The following is an 18,348-nucleotide window of genomic DNA, read 5'->3' as shown; positions in this document are numbered from 1 at the left end:
TCAGGCGTCGATGCGGTTGCGGACCCGTGAACGTCGCCGGGTGGCGGCGCGGATGTCAGCGCGGAGCCCATAGCCGCGTGGGGGTGTTCTGTGCGCGATCTGGTCGCGGCGCAACAGGCCGCGCGGGAATCCATTCCTGCCTGGAGAGGGAACTGGCGCAAGACACGGGAACGTGACACGGTCGTCCCGCCCGTCAAGCGCGGGGAGAGAGCTTGGCCTCCCGTTTCCATGGGGGTCCCATGCATGACGCCAGTGCGGTGTCCCGGAAGTTCTCGTGCACGGAACGGGATCCCCGCGAACTTGCCTCGGGGGTGAGTGCGGTGTCCCGGAAATATTCGTGCATGAAACGAGACCCCCACGAGCTTGCCTCGCGGGTGAACAAGTTGGTGGATAGCCGCGCTCTTCGCGCCGTTCCACAACCTGTGGCTCCCCGCGGGCAAGTTGCTGGGGACGCGTTAAGGACAAGCCGGCGGGGGGCAAGCCGGTGGGGGACACGTTTAGTGTCAGATGGTGTTTCTGGGGCACGATACTGGACCGCAACTTAATGCCTCCCGACCGAACGGGGGTCCAGAATCCGCGCGTAAGGCGTTTCGGCAGCACGGCGAATCGGTCCGCGCACGGCATCCTGCACGGCGGTCGCGGCCGACCGCCCTCCAACAAGGATCATCTCGTGAGTCTCGATGACCCGACATGGAGGGCGACGGGCCTCCGTCGCCGTTATCCCAGGCGTCTTGCCCATGCTCCTGCTACCTGTCTGGGGGCTTACGCGCGGATTTTTGGGGGGGGCGACAAGGCGATCCCTGTAGCGAAGAGCGGGCCGGGTTTTCTTGTGACCTTCTGTTCTCCGCCGGCGACGTATATAGTAAACCCGGAAACGCGTCCGGGCGGACGCGCGCACGGGGAACTGCGGAATGGAATCGGATGCCGAGATCGTCCAACGGGTGGTGGGGGGCGACGTGGAGGCCTTCGAGCATCTGCTCCGGCGCCACGCGGCGCGGGTTTTCGAAAACGTCGGGCGGCGCGTGCCCGCCGCGGAGGTCCCCGCGGTGGCGCAAGATGTTTTCCTTGGCGCGTTCCGCTCTCTCGCTTCCTACGGCCGGCGCCAGCCGTTCGACCATTGGCTCCTGCGGATTGCGCGGCGGCGCTGCTATGACTACTGGCGCTTGCGTAAACGGGTGGATCGGCATCGCGCGGAACCGCGGGATGAAAATGCGCGGGATTGGCTGGAGAGGGTCACGGCCGGACCCGTTTGCGAGCAGGGTCGGGAAGAGGCCGGTCGCGAGGAAGCCGCCCGAGCGGTGCGCCAAGCCCTGGAGGCGCTCGATCCGGAGGACCGGGCGATGATGGAAGCCGTGTATTTCGAAGAAGTGCCGTTGAAGGACGTAGCGGCCGGGTTCGGCTGGTCGCTGGCCAAAACCAAGATGCGCGCCCTGCGCGCGCGCCGCGCGCTGCGCGGTATTCTGGAACGATGGCGGATGGGCGGGGAGGCACCGGTATGAAACTGGATATCCGCGAGCAGTCGATGGCCGAGGCGTGGCGGCGGCAGCCCGTGCCCGGGCCGACGGAGAACTGGATGCGTGGCGTGATGGACGTGCTGCGACGTGAAGGCGCGCCCCGCCTGACGCCGTTTCCGGAGCGCGTTTCGGCGTTTGCGTGGCGGCTGGCCTGGACGGCCGCCGCGGCCGTGGCCGTGTTGAGCTTCATCCTGTTGACCCGCGCTCCGTCCGAGCCGCAATGGGCGTGGCAGGTCATGGAGTCGGGCGCGGGGGTTACCTGGCTGGCTTCGAACGGAGAGTGACGCGATGAAAACGAAATTCGGGATCGCCCTGCTGCTGCTGTTTGCCTCCGGGCTGGCCTTGGGCTTTTTCGGCGGCCGCGCCTGGGAGCAGGCCCGCTTCCAAACCATTCTGCGGGCCGGGCCGCCCCGGATCGAGGACTGGGTGATGGGCAAGCTCAACGAGCGGTTGGAATTGACCGGCGAGCAACAGCCCGCCGTCCGGGAAATTGTGCGTCGGACCGCCGCGGAAATTCACAGGATACGCGATGAAGGGCGCAAGGCCTTTCACGCCTGCTGGGAGAAAGCCCTGGTTGAAATGCGGCCCGGCCTGACGGAAAGCCAGCAGGCCCGGCTCGATGCCATGGATGCCGACGACCTGCGGCCGCGTCCGTTCAAGGGCGCGGCGCCTCCCGAGCCGCCCCCGGAGAACAAGCCGTGAAACACGGGTGGATCTGTCTGGCGTGGCTGGCCCTCGCGGCGAGCGCGGCCGCGAAACCGATGACCTGGGAGCACTGCGTACGCAGGGCGGCGGCGCTGAATCCCACGCTCGCGGCGGCGCGGGAACAGTTCCGCGCGGCGGAATTCAACGTGGGCTCGGCGAAGTCCGCCATGCGCCCGCAGCTCTCCCTGGGCGGCAGCGCGGAGCATGCCGAGCAGGACGGCGTGGCGTCCGGCGGCGACGCGTCCTTGAGCGCCTCGGTCAGCGCCGAGCAGACGCTGTACAGCGGCGGGCGCCACGCCGCGTCCGTGGACTCCGCCTGGGCCGCGCTCGACTCGGCCCGCGCCGACTACGAGCGGGCCGATGCCGAGGTGACCTACAACCTGCGGCGGGCCTTTGTGAACCTGCTGCTGGCCCAGGAGCAGGTCACGGTCCTGCGCCAGATCGAGCAGCGGCGGCGCGACAACCTGGAACTCGTCGGCCTTCGCTACGAGGGCGGTCGAGAGCACAAGGGCTCGCTGGCGCTGATCGAGGCGTCGCTGAACCAGGCCGAAGTCCAGGTGCGGCAGGGGCAGCGGGAGGTGGACGCCGCCCGGCGCATCCTGCTACGCACCATGGGCGACGAGGCCGCGGACGATTCGCTGACCGTCGCCGGTTCGCTGGCGTGCCGTCCCGCGCCGGATGCCGTGGATTGGACGGCGGCGGCGGAAGCCACGCCGGCCCACGCGCAGTCCCTGGCCTCCATCCGTTCCGCCGAAGCCGGCGTCCGCAGCGCCCGCAGCGGCTACCGGCCGGACATCGGCCTCTCGGCCTCCGCCGGCCGGTCCGGGGACGAGGATGCCTTTGACACCGACCGCTGGTCGACGGGCGTGCGGCTGTCGTTTCCCTTCTGGCCGGGCGGCCGGACCCGTTACGAGGTCGCGTCGGCGCGGGCGCAGCTCGCGCGCGCGGAGGCGCAGGAGAGCGAGACGCTCAACGGGCTGATCAACGATCTGAACGAGTCCTGGGTCTCGTACTGCAACGCGGCGGAGAACGTGGCTGTGCAGGAAAGCTACTTCGCCGCGGCCGACCTGCGCGCGGAGATCGCGCGCGAGCAGTACGGCGCCGGCCTGCTGACCTTCGAGAACTGGGACGTGATCGAGAACGACCGCATTTCCTATCAGCGTCAACTGCTGCAATCGCAGCAGCAGGCCCTGTTGGCCGAGGCCGCGTGGCGCTACGTCACGGGCCGGGGCGATTTCCCGGCGGAAAATGAGGTGAGCCGATGAAAAAGACGCTGCTGTTCCTGGTCCTGACCGCCGCGGCGGGCGGGGGATGGTACGGGTGGACCCACCGCGAGAAGGAGGCCAAGAAGACCCCGTTCTTCGAACAGGTCGATTTCACCCGCGAACGGATCGAGGTCTCCATCGAGGCCACGGGCGTGGTCGAGCCGGGCAACCGCATCGAGATCAAGCCGCCGATCGGCGGGCGCGTGGAGGAAGTGCTGGTGGCGGAGGGACAGGCCGTGGAGCGGGGCGAAGTGATCGCACGGATGAGTTCCACCGACCGCGCCGCCCTGCTGGATGCCGCCCGCGCGCAGGGCGAGGCCGTGCTGCGCAAGTGGGAGGAAGTCTACAAGGCCACGCCCCTCATCGCGCCGCTGGCCGGCACGATCATCGCGCGCAAGGCCGAGCCCGGCCAGACGCTGACCGCCGCGGATACGGCCCTCGTGCTCTCCGACCGGCTCATCGTGCGGGCGCAGGTTGACGAGACGGATATCGGGCTTGTCCGCGCCGGGCAGGATGCCGCGCTCACGCTCGATGCCTACGCGGACGAACCGTTCCGCGGGGCCGTTCGGCATATCGCCTACGAGGCGACCACCGTGAACAACGTCACCATCTACGAGGTCGAGGTCGAACCCGAGGCCGTGCCCGAGCGCATGAAGAGCGGCATGACCGCGACCGTGAAGTTCGTGGTGGAAGCGGCGGACGACGCACTGACCCTGCCGCTGGACGCCCTCGTGCGCCGGGACGGGCGCAGCGTGGTCCTGCTCGCGCCCCGCCATCCCGGGGCGGCACCGGAAGAACGCGAAGTGAAGACCGGCCTGACCGGCGGCGGCCGCGTGCAAATCCTGGAGGGGCTTAACGGCGGCGAGCGCGTGGTGAAGTCCTCTTTCGATCTGCCGCGACGGCAAGAGTCGGGCAGCACTCCGTTCATGCCGCGCCCGCCTGGACGACGTCCATGATTGAAGTCCGGGATATTCATAAAACGTACCGCATGGGCTCGGTGGATGTTCATGCGCTACGCGGGGTGTCGCTGTCCGTGGCCGCGGGCGAGTTCGTGGCCCTGATGGGCCCGTCCGGTTCGGGCAAGTCCACGCTGATGCACATCCTCGGCCTGCTGGACGTTTCGGACAAGGGCTCGTACCGGTTGAACGGGCAGGACGTGTCGAGCCTCTCCGACCGCGAACTGGCCGCTTTCCGCGCGCGGTCGATCGGCTTCGTGTTCCAGCAATACAATTTGCTCCCGCGCGTCTCCGCGAGGGAGAACGTCGCATTGCCGCTGATCTACAGCGACCAGCCGAGCCCCGCCTCGCCGAAGGAACTGCTCGAGCGGGTCGGACTGGGCGACCGGATGGATCATGCGCCTAACAAGCTCTCGGGTGGCCAGCAGCAGCGCGTGGCTATTGCCCGCGCGCTGGTCAACCGGCCGCCGATCCTCATGGCCGACGAGCCGACGGGCAACCTCGACAGCCGCAGCGCGGTGGAGATTTTAGGAATCCTTCGCGACCTGCATGCCTCCGGCCTGACGGTGATCATCGTGACCCACGATCCCGAGGTCGCCGCGCGGGCGGAACGGGTCATCACCATCCGCGACGGGCGGATTGTCGGCGATGCCCTCGCCGCGGGAAAAGTCCATCACGCCCTGCCGTCGAAGACCGATCTCGCGGGCGCGTCCGCCGGCAAGGGCCGGAAAGGCTGGGCGCGACGGTTGGTCGAAGGGTTCTCCATGGTGCGCCAGGCCTTCCGCGCGCTGGCGGCCAACAAGACCCGCGCGTTTCTCTCCATGTTGGGCGTCCTGATCGGAACCGGCGCGGTGATTTCCGTGCTGGCGCTCGGTACCGGCGCGAAGAAATCCGTCGAGGAGCGCATCGGCGCGATGGGCGCGAACCTGCTTGTCCTGCGGCCCGGCCGGATCGAAGCTCGCGGCGTAGCCATGGAGGTCGGCGCGGCTTCCCGGTTGAGCCTGGCGGACGTCGACGCGATCCGCGATGGCGTGGCCGGGGTCAAGGCCGTAGCGCCGACCGTCGGGGGCGGCGCGCAGGCGACGTTCGGCGGAAAGAACTGGCGAACGCAGATCGTCGGCACGGTCCCGGCCTATGCCCCGATGCGGAACCTGACGGTGGCCGCGGGCCGATTCCTGGAAGACGAGGATGCGCGGACCCGCGCCCGCGTCGCGGTGATCGGGGCCACGGTCTCCCGCGAGCTGTTCGGCGGAGTGAATCCCGTGGGCCAGACGCTCCGCGTCAATCGCGTGGCTTTCGAGGTGATCGGGGTGCTGGCCGAGAGCGGCACGGGGTTCCGGTTCGATCCGAACGACCAGATCGTCATCCCCGTCACGACGGCCATGCGGCGCATGCTCGGCCGCGACTACGTGGACACCATCGAGATCCAGTCGACAGACGGCGGCGTGCTGTCCGCCGTGGAAGCGAAATCCGTCGAGCTGATGCGCCAGCGGCACCGGATCAGCCCGGAAGAGGAGGAGCCGTTCCGGGTCTTCAACATGGCGGATATCCAGAAGACCATCCTCGACACGAGCCGGACCCTGTCCATGCTGCTGGCGGGCATCGGGGCGATCTCGCTGCTCGTGGGCGGGATCGGGATCATGAACATCATGCTGGTCAGCGTCACCGAGCGCACGCGCGAGATCGGCATCCGCAAGGCCATCGGGGCCCGGCGGTCGGACATCCTGGTCCAGTTCCTAGTCGAGGCCGTGGTCATCAGCGTGTGCGGGGGCGTACTGGGGATTCTTACCGGCTGGAGCATTTCCGCGGCGATGAGCCGGTTCGCTGGCTGGGCGGTTTCCGTCACGGCGCCGACCGTGCTGTTGGCGACCGTGTTCTCCGCCCTGGTCGGCGTAGTCTTCGGGCTCTGGCCCGCGCGCAAGGCCTCCGGCCTGAATCCTATTGAGGCTCTGCGCTACGAGTAGCGTCGCGGTTCCGGATCTGGTAGACGCCCCAGGTTCTCCCGTCTCCAGCGGCCTTCCAAAATAACCAGGGCTCGCCTTGCATGAACTCCAGTTCCACCGACCACGGGGGAAGGCTGACCACCTGGGTGACGCGGCTGCGCCGGATCCTTTCCAGCCAGGCTTCGGCGCGGCTGTGCCGTGCGAGGTCCTCCCAATCGACGGCATCCAGGATGCGGCCCGAACGGGTGGGGGGGATGTACGTCAGCATATTCTGGAAACGGCGCCCGAGAAAGAAGTAGAGGAACCAGTTGTCGCCGTTGTAGTCGATACCCGCGGTGATGGCAATGTGCCGGGGGGTGTCCGGATCGTCCAGGATCTGTGCGCCGTCGGCCCAGCGGGTCTCCATCCAGTGCATGACCCGGCTCTGTTTCAGGGCCTGGTACCGCAGGTGGTCGCGCTCCTTCTGCAATGCCACCGAGGCCGCGGCCAGTCCCGCGATAACGATCATGAACGCCCGCCCGCGCCGCCGGACAAAATGAAACAGCAGGATGACTGCGGCCGTGAAAAGAGCCGCGATCAGGGCGGTCTTGCCCGTCGTGCGCGGCGCAAAGTCCGCCCAGCCGAAAAAGGTGGAGACCATGGCATGCAGAAGCGTTGCGATCAGCATCACCGAGGCGCCGATGCGCCGAAGAGAAGGCGCGCCCCAGAGCGCGCCGGTTCCGATCAGCACTACTGGAGACAAGGCGGGGAGCAGGAAGCGGCCTCCTACCTGGGCCCACAACTGGCGGATGACGGTGAACGAAGGCCCCCAGAACACCAGCAGGTTGATCCCGACGAATCCCGCCAGCCACAGGGCGGCGAGCGCGCCGAAGGTCCTCCAGCGCGCCAGTCGAAGGCACCCCCACACAGCCAGGAGCAGGGTCAGCACCCCGATGTGCGGCCACGTGGAGAAGGGTGCTTGGAAAAGGTCCTTCACGGCAGCCCATTCCATGGCGAGGTTGCCGTATTCGATGTCTTCGCGATGGTGGTAGATCGTGTAGGTTGGCGTGGGCTCGCCGAGGACCAGTCCGCCGATCCGGACCGGGAAGGGTGAGAGGGGCGGGTGGCCCGCGCGGAGATTCAGCGCCAGCCAGGGCAGGAGGGCCAGCCCGGCGAAGAGGATCCCGAGCAGGAGCGCCGGGCGCAGCGCACGAAGATCCTCTCCTCGCCGGGTGAATACGAAAATCGCGAGGACGAAACCGACCCAGGCGAGGGCGGGCCAGATATGGGTCTTGATGCCCGCGGCCACGCCGAACGCCATGAGGCACAGAAGCAACGAGCCGGCCTCCTTCCGGCGCAGCGCGCGCAGGCCGAAGATCAAGCCGCCCATGACCCCGCACATCAGGGGCATTTCCCCGTAGCCGCTGCCCACCTGCATGCGGACGGCCGGCAGGAACAGCAGGTACACCGTGCCCAGAAGGCCCGCGCCCGGAGGCGCAGCGATTTCGCGGCAGAACTGGAGGAGGAAAAATCCGAAGGCCAGCCAGCAGGCGAAATCCACGAAGCCCATGAGCAGGTCGCTGTGAAAGGGAAGAAGCGCCCAGGCATGAAATATTTCGCTGCCGCCGGGCAGCATGGCCTTCGTGCCCCAACCGCCCGGAGCGGGAAACAGGTCGGCGGTTCCCTGCTGAACCCACAGCGCGGATTTTACGCCATGATAGGTGATCGTGTCCCAGCCCAGCGGCGGGAGCAGGAGCGCGCGGATCAGGGCTAGCAGGATGAGGAACAGCGCCAGCCCGAATCCCGCCCGCCGCCAGCCGGTGGCCGTCACTGGCTTCAGCGCCCCGTGAAGAGCCGCCCAGTCACCGCGCCATTGCCGCAGGAGCCGGTCCGGCGGGGTGATCCAGCGGAGCGTGGCGGCCAGCAGGACCGCTAGCGAGGCCAACGCTGTACCGAGCCGGAATTGCCCGAATCCGATGAGGAAATGGAAGAGAACCGTGGCCAGCCACAAGGCCGACAGGATGGCCGCGCAGAGCCGGCGCAGGGCCGGGCTGGCACCCGAAAGGCGGATGGCCAGCGCGTAGGCGATGACCGAAAAGGCCCCGCCCATTGCCATGGCCGCCAGGCTGCGAAGGGCCACGAGGATTTTTTCCGCGTCAGTCATGCCGGATGGCGACGTCGAGCGCCTGCTTCATTTCATTCTGGAGCGCCGGGAGCCGCAGAAGAAGCCCGCGGGACAACTCGGTTCGCCGGACCACCGCGTCGTCCACCACCCGGTCCGCGGAGGACGGGTCGGGGTCGCCCGGATCGAGCAGCAGCTCGGGCTGGCCTACGAGGCGGAAATGTCCCTTGATCTTTTCGCTGACGCCGAGCCCGATGGCCGGCACGCCGAATCGGAAGGCGAACGAACTCGTGTGATGGCGCATGGAGACCGCGAGGTCGCACCTTCGATAGAAGTTCATCGCGGCGTAGGGGTGCAGGTTCTCCGGCAGCACCTCCAGCCGGTCGGGATGCCGCATGGCCGCGCGCAGGTGTCCGGCCATCTCGCGGTCCGACAGGATGACCTTCTTGGACTCGTGGAGCGCGTGGTGCGGCACTACGAAGAGGCGGGCGTCGTGCTTCTCCGCCAGGCGGTCGGCAATATGGGCCAGCCGGGAAACGGTCTGCTTCATCCGGGGAGACAGCTCGCCGGGCGCGGTGTCGCGCCGGGTCAGCTTCAGCCGCAGGGGATCCAGGCGCAGCGGCTCGGAAAAGAAATCGCGGATGCCCAGCCCCACGGCGAGTTTCGCGCCGTGGAGATCGATCGGCGGCGCGGGAAAGAGGTCCAGGTAGCGGTCCTCGATCAGCAGGGCCGGCTCGCACCCGAGCAAGAGGCGATCCGGGCGGCGCGTGATCTCCAGGAGGTGACGCCGGGCCTCCTCGTTGCGCACAAGGTAGCGGTCCACGACCCGGTCCAGCACGAGACGGAGGGCCCAGCGGTTCAGGCGACGGCGCAGGGGCTCGGCGTCCACGCCCAGGAACAGCACGCGCGCGCCGAACAGCCGGGCCCAGAGCGATTTGAACGTCCAGTAGCAGGGCAGGATGGGGATCACCGTTTCCGTCAGGGCCACGTCGCCGCAGACCACGAACAGGTCCGAGCGCCGGACCAGGGACGGCCGGTCGAACGGGACGGTTTGCTTGACCACCTCGAAGTCACCGGGCAGGCCGCGCAGCAGGTCCCGCATGCGCGCCGGGTCCCAGGCCGCCAGGATGAAGCGGGAATCCATGCCCCATCGCTCCTGGAAAAACGGGATGACGGCGAGCGTGATCGCCTCGGCGCCGAGATTCCCCATGCCTCCGGCACCGGAGAGGAATACCGTTTTGGCGGGACGATTCATGGAATGGTCGCTCCTTCATACGGGAGCCGTAGGAGCGTGTCAACGATGCTGTCGCGCTCTGAAAAAACTGGTTGAAGCGCGGGCGAGCGCCTAGATTACCCGCCTGTCGAAATACCGGCATGACCACGTTAGAACCATTGTTGGAAGTGCGCGACCTGCGCGTCTGCTTCGGGCCGGCCGCGCGGCCGGCCCGCGCCGTGGACGGCGTCTCGTTCCAGGTCGGCGCCGGCGAAACGGTCGCGCTGGTCGGCGAAAGCGGCTGCGGAAAATCCGTCACGGCGCTGTCGCTGGCCCGGCTCGTGCCCGAGCCGCCGGGCTGGTACGCGGGCGGCCAGATCCGGTACGCGGGGGAGGACCTGCTGCAGCAGCCCTCCGCCGGCCTGCGCGGGGTGCGCGGGCGCGAGATCGCCTACGTCTTCCAGGAGCCGGCCGACGCGCTCAATCCCCTGTTCACGGTGGGCGCGCAGGTGATGGAGGCTATCCGGCTGCATCGGCACCACGAGGATGCGCCAGCCGCGGCCGTGGCGCTCCTGGGCAAAGTCGGGCTGCCCGATCCGGCGGCGCTGATCAAGGCCTATCCCCACCAGTTGAGCGGCGGCATGCAGCAGCGCGTGATGATCGCCATGGCGTTGGCCTGTCGGCCGAAGCTTCTCGTGGCCGACGAGCCGACGACCGCGCTGGACGTGACCATCCAGGCGGAGCTCATGGACTTGCTCGCGCGGCTCCAGGCGGAACTGGGCATGGCGGTCCTGCTGATCACGCACAACCTGGGCATCGTCGCCCGGATCGCCCGGCGGGTCTACGTCATGTACGCCGGCCGCCTCGTGGAGTCCGGCCCGGTGCGCGAGGTGCTGGATCATCCGGCGCATCCGTACACGCGGGCGCTGCTGGACGCCGTGCCCAGGCTGACCGGGAGCCGGGCGCGGGTGTCGGGCATCGCGGGCTCCGTGCCGGACCCGTCGGACTGGCCCACGGGCTGCCGGTTCCATCCCCGCTGTCCGCGCGCGCAGGCCGTGTGCCGCGAGCGGATGCCCGCGGACGAGGAGGCCGGCGCGGGACGCGCGGTGGCCTGCCATTTCTGGAGGGACGCATGAAGCCGGTCCCGCTGTGCGAGGTGAGCGAACTGCGCGTGCAGTACCGGCGCGGAAAGGAGATCGTCCGCGCGGTCGATGAGGTCAGCTTCGCCATCGGGCGCGGCGAGACGGTGGGGCTGGTGGGCGAGAGCGGAAGCGGCAAGAGTTCGCTGGGCCGGGCCCTGCTCCGCTTGGAACCCATATATTCCGGCCGCGTCATTTTTGAGGGCGTCGATGTCGCTGGGCTCGAAGGGCCCGCGCTGAAATCATTCCGGAAGCGGGCGCAGATTCTATTTCAGGACCCGTATGGCTCGCTTAACCCGAGGATCACGGTGGGCCGGGCGATCGAAGAAGTGCTGATCGTCCACCGGTGGGCGGGCGACCGGGCCGCGCGGGTGGCCGAGTTGCTGGACCTGGTCGGGTTGCCGGCCTCCTCGGCGGGCCGATACCCGCATGAGTTCAGCGGGGGCCAGCGTCAGCGCGTGGCCATCGCCCGGGCCCTGGCCGTCGAACCGGGTTTCCTGGTGGCGGACGAGGCGCTCTCGGCGCTCGACGTGTCCGTGCAGGCGCAAATCCTGCGTTTGCTGATCGAGTTGAAGGAGAAACTGGGGCTGGCGTACCTCTTTATATCTCACGATCTGGCCGTCGTCCGCAGCATCGCCGACCGGGTCTTGGTGATGCGCGAGGGCCGGATCGTCGAGTCCGCCCCGACGGATCGGCTTTACGAAAGCCCGTCGCATGAGTATACCCGGACGCTTTTGGCGGCGGTGCCGGATCCGTTTCGGAAGTGAATAGTGAATGGTGAATAGTGAATGGTGGCTGGTCCTGAACCCTGAACCCTGAACCCTTTGTCCACCTCCATGACCCCCGGCACCTTCGAGATTCTGCATCAGGACCCCGGCTGCGGTGCGCGGCTGGGCCGGCTCTGGACCGCGCACGGGCCGGTGGATACGCCCGTCTTCATGCCCGTGGGTACGCAGGCCACCGTCAAGGCCATGACGCCGGCGGAGATGGAGGACCTGGGCTTCCAGATCGTCCTCGGCAATACCTACCACCTCAATATCCGCCCGGGAGTGGATATCATCGAGGAACTGGGCGGCCTGCACCGGTTCATGGGGTGGGACCGGGCGATCCTGACCGACAGCGGCGGCTACCAGGTCTTCAGCCTCGCGAAGCTCAATAAAATCACGGACGACGGGGTCACGTTCCAGTCCCACGTCGACGGCGCCACCCACGTGCTCGGCCCCGAGTCGGCCATGGCGATCCAACGGCGGCTGGGCTCGGATATTGCGATGGTTTTCGACGAATGCGCGCCGTACCCGTGCGACAGGAAATACGCTTGCCAAGCCGTGGAACGGACCCTAGCATGGGCGGCCTTATGTGCGCGGCAGCCGAGGGCAGCCGGGCAATTGGTCTTTGGCATTGTGCAGGGCAGCGTGTATGCGGACCTCCGCGAGCGGTGCGCCCGCGGGCTGATCGAAATGGGCTTCGACGGCTACGCGATCGGCGGCGTGAGCGTGGGGGAGCCGCACGCGCTGATCCTGCAGGGGATCGAGGATAGCGTGCGGCACCTGCCGGCGGACCGGCCCCGCTACCTGATGGGCGTCGGCTCGCACCAGCACATGGTGGAGGCCGTCGCCCGGGGCGTGGACATGTTCGATTGCGTCATGCCGACGCGGCTGGCGCGGCACGGCACGGCGTTCACGCGCGCGGGGAAGTATCCCGTCAAGGCGGCCCTGTACGCCCGAGATCCCCGGCCCATCGAGGAAGGCTGCGGCTGCTATGCCTGCCGTCATTTCTCGCGGGCGTACGTGCGGCACCTGATGAACGTGGGCGAAATCCTGGGGATCCGCCTGCTGTCGATACACAACCTGTTCCGGTACGAGGCGTTCGTGCAGGAGATGCGGATGGCCATCCGGGCCGGCGGGTTCGCGGAGTACGCGAAGGAATTTGTGGAACAGTATGGGAAAGACCGGGATCAACCCGGTCGCGACGAGTAAGGAGCGAAAAAAATGGACTTTATGATGACGTGGCTGGCCATGGCGCCGGCGCCCGGCGGGGCCGGGGGACAGCAGCAGCAGTCGCCGGTGTTCATGATCGGGTGGCTGGGCCTGATGCTGGTGATCTTCTACTTCATGCTCATCCGCCCCCAGCAGCGGCGCGAGAAGGAGCGCCGCGCCCTCCTGTCGCAGATCAAGAGCGGCGACCGCGTCGTGTTCTGCGGCGGCCTCCTGGGCATCGTCACGAACGCCAAGGAGAAGACCTTCACGATCAAGGTCGACGAGGGCGTGAAGCTCGAGGTCGTCCGCGGGGCGGTCACGCAGGTGCTGGAAAAAGGCGAAGTGCCCGAGGACGGTCCCGCCCGGAAATGACGTAAGTTGCAACGCGTTGGCGCGAAAGAGGATTCGGAAACATGGAAAAGCATTCGCTCTGGAAATGGTTGGTGCTCATCGGGCTCGTGGCCTGGTCAATGGTGCTGGTCACCCCCCTCCGCGATAAGGTCAAGTTGGGCCTTGACCTGCGCGGCGGCATGAGTTTCGTGCTCGAGGTGGACACGACCACCCTGGCGCCGGACGCCATCTCGGACGCGCAGGCCCGCGCCCTCGAAGTCATCCGCGGCCGCGTGGACGCGATGGGCGTCGCGGAGCCGATCATCTATCCCGAGCCCGGCAACAACCGCATCGTTGTCCAGATGCCCGGCCTCGGCCCCGAGGACCGCGAACGGGCGGTGCGCAACATCCAGAGCGCCGCCTTCCTCGAGTTCCGCATGGTGCACCCGAAGAACGACGACTTGGTCGAGGATCTCTTCGACCAGGAACTGGCGCCCGAGGGATACAAGATCGTCTCCATCGACGAGCAGATGCCCAACGGCCAATGGCGATCCGTTGAGTATTACAAGCGCGACACCTCCCTGGACGCGCCGGGCACCACGGCGGCCGACGTCCGGAGCCGCCTCCGCGCGTTCAAACCCCAGCCGAACTACGAGTTCATGCTGATGAAGGAAATCCGCCAGGGCCAGGAGCTGTTCCAGCCCTACTACGTCAGCCGCCTGGTCGAACTGACCGGCGAGAACCTCCGCAGCGCCGGCGTGGACTACCGTCCGCCGCTGAACCAGCCGATTGTGACGTTGAAGTTTGATTCCAAGGGTGCGCGGAAATTCGCCAACCTGACCGGCGATTACGCCCCGGGCGGCGCCCGCAATCCGGGCATGGACAACAAGCGCTACCTAGCGATCGTGTTCGACGGCCAGCTGCGTTCGGCCCCGTGGATCAAAACCGCCATCCAGGGCGGCGAGGCCGTCATCGAGGGCTCTTTCTCCGTCAAGGAAGCCCAGGACTTGTCTATCGTGCTGCGCGCGGGCGCGCTGCCGGCCCCCGTGAAGGTGATGGAGGAGCGCCGCGTGGACCCGTCGCTGGGCAGGGAATCGGTCGACAGCGGCAAGCGCGCGGCGATCTACGGCTCGCTGGCCGTCGTCGGCTTCATGCTGATCTACTACCTCGGCCTCGGCGTCGTCGCCGACCTGGCCCTGGTGCTCGACCTGCTCCTCCTGCCCTTCGGCATGTGGCTGGTGGCAGGATTCTTCAGCATCCTGGAGAGCCGCGGCCTCGGCGGGGGCGGGGCGATCAGCCTGCCGACCCTGACCCTGCCCGGCATCGCCGGCCTCGCCCTGACCGCGGGCATGGCCGTGGACGCGAACGTGCTGATCTTCGAGCGCATCCGCGAAGAGCAGGCGGCCGGCAAGCGCTTCGCCGCCGCCATCCCGGCGGGCTACGACAAGGCCCTCTGGACGATCCTGGACTCGAATATCACGACCCTGCTGGTCGCCGTGATCCTGTTCTGGCAGGGCTCCGGCCCGGTTCGCGGGTACGCGGTCACCTTGAGCGCCGGCATCGTGGTCAGCATGTACACGGCCATCGTGGTCACCCGCATGATCTTCAACACGCTCGCCGCGAAGTTCGACATCGGGACCATGAAGATGCTCCAGTTCTTCAAGTCCACGAAGATCGACTTCGTCGGCAAGCGGTACTTCGCGGTCGTCCTTTCGCTGGCCGTCATCCTTGCCACTTGGTTCGGCTTGGTCCGGCGCGGTAAGGACAACTTCGGCGTGGATTTCACCGGCGGTTCCGCGATCACGTTCCAGTTCGAGCAGAAGCAGCCCGAGGACGCCCTCCGCAAGGTCCTGGCGGACGCGGGGATCAAGGATCCGTTCATCCAGTACCAGCGGCTGATCACGGCGGAAACCGGCGAGATGGGCGCGGAATACCTGGACATCAAGGTCGCGTTCGAGGACGGCGAAAAGGCCGCCGCCGCGATCACGACGGCTTTCGCGGACAGCAAGTACTCGGTCCTCGAGCAGGATAACGTGGGGCCGCAGATCGGGCTGGAACTGAAGAAGAAGGGGATCAAGGCCCTGCTCTGGTCCTTCCTCGGGATGATCATCTACATCTCCTGGCGGTTTGAGTTCGGCTTCGCCATCGGCGCGCTGGTCGCGCTGATCCACGACGTGCTGATCACCATGGGCCTCTACTCGATCCTGGGCCGGCAGTTGAGCCTGCCGGTGCTGGCCGCGCTGCTGACGATCGTCGGCTACTCGGTCAACGACACGATCGTGGTGTTCGACCGGATCCGCGAACAACTGCGGCTCAACCGCGGCATGAAGTACAAGGATGTCGCGAACCTGGCCATCAACCAGACCTTGAGCCGCACGATGCTGACGGCGGGCACCACGCTGATCAGCGTGGCGGCCCTGCTGCTCTTCGGCGGCGGCGCGATCAACGACTTCGCCCTGGTGTTGTTCATTGGCATCTCGGTGGGCACCTACTCGTCCGTGTTCATCGCCACGCCGGTCGCGCTCCTCTGGCACCGCGAGAAACCGCGCGAAGACGAGAAAAAAGCCGGTTGATCCGGCATCGGGCCGGCATGCCCAAGCTGTGGCAAACCGTCGAGCGGATCGGCCCGCGGGCTGATTCGCTCGCGGCGTCTCTGGGCATCCCCCGGCCGCTGGCCGAGGTCCTGGCCGCCCGCGGACTCGCCGAACCCGCGGAGGCCCGCCGGTTCCTCAATCCCCGGTTGGATAATCTGGCCGACCCGACCGTTTTGCCCGACATGGGCCGGGCCGTGGAGCGGGTGCTGCGGGCCGTCAAGGCCCGCGAGCGGATCGTCATCTTCGGCGATTACGACGCCGATGGCGTGACGGCGGCCGCCTTGCTGACCCGGTTCCTTCGCGGCCTCGGCGGCGAGGCCGTCCCGTTCCTGCCGCTGCGCCTGGAGGAGGGGTACGGCCTGGGCGTGGACGCGCTCCGGCGCTGCCTCGAGGCCCACCATCCCGAGCTCGTGATCACCGTCGATTGCGGCACCGGCTCCGTGGACGCCGTGCGCGCCGCCGCAGAGAGCGGCGTGGACGTGGTGGTGACGGATCACCACGAACCCTCCGGTGACGTAGCGCCCGCGGCCGCCGTCGTGAATCCCAAGTTGGGCTCCGACGAACAGGCGCGGCAGTTGGCGGGCGTCGGCGTGGCCTTCAAGCTGGCCTGGGCACTCGCGGCGCGGGCCGGCGCGGACGCCCGCCTCGTCTTTCGCTATCTGGATCTCGTGGCGGTCGGCACCGTGGCGGACGTGGTTCCCCTGCAGGGAGAGAACCGGATCCTGGTGCACTACGGGCTGCGCCAGTTGAACAACAACCCGTGGACCGGCCTGCGGGCCCTGATCGAGGCCGCGGAAATACGGGATGCGATCGGCGAATACCACCTGGGTTTTGTCATCGGGCCCCGCCTGAATGCCGCCGGCCGGCTCGGCGACGCGCAGGCCGCGCTGGAACTGCTGCTGACGGAGGACGCGGGCGCCGCGGAGCCGCTCGCCAGGCAATTGGATCGCGGCAACCGCGAACGGCAGAAGATAGAGGCGGATATTCTCGAAGAGGCGCTGCAGGACGTGGCCGCGCTGGATCTGGAGAAGCACGCCGGACTGGTCCTGGCCCGGCGCGGCTGGCACCCGGGCGTCATCGGCATTGTCGCCTCGCGAATAGTGGGACGCTACGGCCGGCCGGTACTCATGATCACCCTGAACGAGGACGGAACGGGCCGCGGGTCGGGCCGCAGCATCGAGGGCTTCAACCTGGTGGAGAACCTGGCGGCCTGCCGGGATCACCTCGCGCGGTTCGGCGGTCACGCCATGGCCGCCGGGCTCGAACTGGAGGAGAAGAACCTGGCGGCGCTCCGCGAGGCGTTCAGCCGGCGCGTGGCCGATGCCGTGCCGCCCGATCGGCTTCGCCCCGTGCAGAGAGTCGACTCCTGGATCGACCTGGCGGACGCCGACGAGCGGCTGTTTGAGAACCTGCAGGCGCTGCGTCCCTTTGGCTGCGGCAACCCGCGCCCGGTCTGGGCCGCGTCGCGTGTCCGCGTACTGGGCCAACCGCGGATCCTGAAGGACAAGCACCTGAAGCTGCGGGTGGTGTCCGGCAGCGCCCAGCGCGAGGCGATCGGGTTTAACCTGGCCGGCCAGCCTCTGCCGGACGGGCCGATGGACATCGCCTTCACGCTGGACATGAATTCCTGGATGGGGCGGGAGACGCTGCAACTGAAGCTGGAGGATTTCCGGGCCAGTGAATAGGGCGACATGGCTGGCCCTCCTCCTCCTTCAGCCCTTCGCGGCGCGCGCGCAGGGAGATCGACTTTTCGTGGTCCAGTTCATCCACCCCGGCGCGGAGCACGAGCCGGATTCGGCGGAAGGCCGCTCCTGGAACACGGAGCCGCACCGCCGCAAGTTCCTGCTCCAGCCCGGCCGTTGCCTGGCGTCGCTGGGGGGCCAGCCGGAATCCGCGGACCTTGTATTCTGGGGCGAATACGAGCCGCCGACACGGCTCGTGAAGCGGTTTGAGCCCGCGGGCCGCGACGAGCCGCGCTTCCTGTTCGCCCCCGCGCCGGTCGCCTTCTATCCGCACGACCCGCCGCTGATGAATACCGATCCCTTCATCTTCGGCGACCGGTTCTTCTACAGCATCTGCAAGCAGAACAACCGGCGCGGCCCGACCGCGCTCCAGCGGCTGGCCCGCGGTTCGGTCATCCTCTTCGGCTCCGGCCGCGGGCGCGACCGGTTCGTGGTCGACACGGTCTTCGTCGTCGCCGACTACGTGGATTGGAGCCTCTCCAACTACCGCGAGCGGCTGAAGGACGTCGTGCCGCCGGAATACTTCCACTCGACCCTCGAGCCCATCGCCTACGAGATGAAAGTGCGGGACCTGACGCCTTCGCAGACCTTCCGGCTCTACATCGGCGCGACGTTCGACCGGCCGTACGAGGGGATGTACAGTTTCTTTCCCTGCCGCCCGCATCAGGCTGAAGCCGAAGCGGGATTCGCGCGGCCGATCCTCCGCCGGCCGGGCATCATTACCGACAACCTGACCCAGGGCCAGCGGCTGAATCCGATGCCAACCGCGGCGGCCGCCCGCGAAATCTGGGAGGACGTTGCGCGGCAGGTGCTGGGGCAGGGGTTGTGCCTCGGCGTGCGCGCCGAATTGCCTGTCCCGTCTCCATAGCC

At 67.8% G+C, this 18,348-nt stretch carries 15 protein-coding genes; 13 read left to right on the top strand and 2 right to left on the bottom strand.

Features of this window, described 5'->3' with window-relative positions; genetic code table 11:
- Positions 1-911: 911 nt before the first annotated feature.
- The 6 genes from KA248_07700 to KA248_07675 are packed head-to-tail and all read left to right on the top strand — an operon-like array spanning position 912 to position 6,404.
- Entirely contained in the window at positions 912-1,499 is a 588-nt protein-coding gene (locus tag KA248_07700) for an RNA polymerase sigma factor (GenBank protein ID MBP7829787.1), read from the top strand.
- Positions 1,496-1,798 carry a hypothetical protein gene (locus KA248_07695; protein MBP7829786.1) on the top strand — a complete coding sequence of 101 codons (303 nt, stop codon included), beginning with the start codon at positions 1,496-1,498 and terminating at the stop codon, positions 1,796-1,798. Before KA248_07700 ends, KA248_07695 begins: the two co-directional genes overlap by 4 nt.
- A 4-nt stretch (positions 1,799-1,802) precedes the next feature.
- A complete protein-coding gene (locus tag KA248_07690; GenBank protein ID MBP7829785.1) occupies positions 1,803-2,216 on the top strand; it encodes a hypothetical protein in 414 nt (137 codons plus the stop codon).
- A complete protein-coding gene (locus KA248_07685) occupies positions 2,213-3,484 on the top strand; it encodes a TolC family protein (protein ID MBP7829784.1) in 1,272 nt (423 codons plus the stop codon). Before KA248_07690 ends, KA248_07685 begins: the two co-directional genes overlap by 4 nt.
- Positions 3,481-4,440, top strand: coding sequence for an efflux RND transporter periplasmic adaptor subunit (locus KA248_07680; GenBank protein ID MBP7829783.1), 960 nt, complete (start codon positions 3,481-3,483; stop codon positions 4,438-4,440). Before KA248_07685 ends, KA248_07680 begins: the two co-directional genes overlap by 4 nt.
- On the top strand, positions 4,437-6,404 hold the full coding sequence (locus KA248_07675; GenBank protein MBP7829782.1) for an ABC transporter permease: 1,968 nt from the start codon (positions 4,437-4,439) through the stop codon (positions 6,402-6,404). The genes KA248_07680 and KA248_07675 overlap by 4 nt, the downstream gene beginning before the upstream one ends.
- Here the strand turns inward: KA248_07675 and KA248_07670 are convergent.
- Positions 6,379-8,526: a hypothetical protein gene (locus tag KA248_07670; protein ID MBP7829781.1), complete on the bottom strand. Its 2,148-nt coding sequence runs from the start codon at positions 8,524-8,526 to the stop codon at positions 6,379-6,381. The genes KA248_07675 and KA248_07670 overlap by 26 nt on opposite strands.
- A complete protein-coding gene (locus KA248_07665; protein ID MBP7829780.1) occupies positions 8,519-9,739 on the bottom strand; it encodes a polysaccharide pyruvyl transferase family protein in 1,221 nt (406 codons plus the stop codon). The genes KA248_07670 and KA248_07665 overlap by 8 nt, the downstream gene beginning before the upstream one ends.
- 119 nt (positions 9,740-9,858) lie before the next feature.
- On the opposite strand from KA248_07665, the gene KA248_07660 reads away from it, so the two are divergent.
- From KA248_07660 to KA248_07630, 7 genes are all read left to right on the top strand, one after another.
- Positions 9,859-10,833 (top strand): ABC transporter ATP-binding protein, encoded by a 975-nt coding sequence (locus KA248_07660; GenBank protein MBP7829779.1) that lies wholly within the window; start codon positions 9,859-9,861, stop codon positions 10,831-10,833.
- Positions 10,830-11,603: an ABC transporter ATP-binding protein gene (locus tag KA248_07655; protein ID MBP7829778.1), complete on the top strand. Its 774-nt coding sequence runs from the start codon at positions 10,830-10,832 to the stop codon at positions 11,601-11,603. The genes KA248_07660 and KA248_07655 overlap by 4 nt, the downstream gene beginning before the upstream one ends.
- Before the next feature lie 69 nt (positions 11,604-11,672).
- Positions 11,673-12,812, top strand: a complete 1,140-nt coding sequence (gene tgt, locus KA248_07650; protein ID MBP7829777.1) for a tRNA guanosine(34) transglycosylase Tgt — start codon at positions 11,673-11,675, stop codon at positions 12,810-12,812.
- A 12-nt stretch (positions 12,813-12,824) separates the two neighbouring features.
- A complete protein-coding gene (gene yajC, locus KA248_07645; protein MBP7829776.1) occupies positions 12,825-13,184 on the top strand; it encodes a preprotein translocase subunit YajC in 360 nt (119 codons plus the stop codon).
- A 41-nt stretch (positions 13,185-13,225) separates the two neighbouring features.
- A complete protein-coding gene (gene secD / locus KA248_07640; GenBank protein ID MBP7829775.1) occupies positions 13,226-15,715 on the top strand; it encodes a protein translocase subunit SecD in 2,490 nt (829 codons plus the stop codon).
- Positions 15,716-15,732: 17 nt separating this feature from the next.
- Entirely contained in the window at positions 15,733-17,421 is a 1,689-nt protein-coding gene (recJ, locus tag KA248_07635) for a single-stranded-DNA-specific exonuclease RecJ (protein ID MBP7829774.1), read from the top strand.
- Entirely contained in the window at positions 17,414-18,346 is a 933-nt protein-coding gene (locus tag KA248_07630) for a hypothetical protein (GenBank protein ID MBP7829773.1), read from the top strand. Before recJ ends, KA248_07630 begins: the two co-directional genes overlap by 8 nt.
- The last annotated feature ends 2 nt before the right edge of the window (positions 18,347-18,348 follow it).

This window comes from Kiritimatiellia bacterium (assembly GCA_018001225.1).
Taxonomy (GTDB): domain Bacteria; phylum Verrucomicrobiota; class Kiritimatiellia; order CAIQIC01; family JAGNIJ01; genus JAGNIJ01.
Note: the sequence above shows the minus strand (reverse complement) of the source record. Positions and strands in the feature narration are given on the sequence as shown.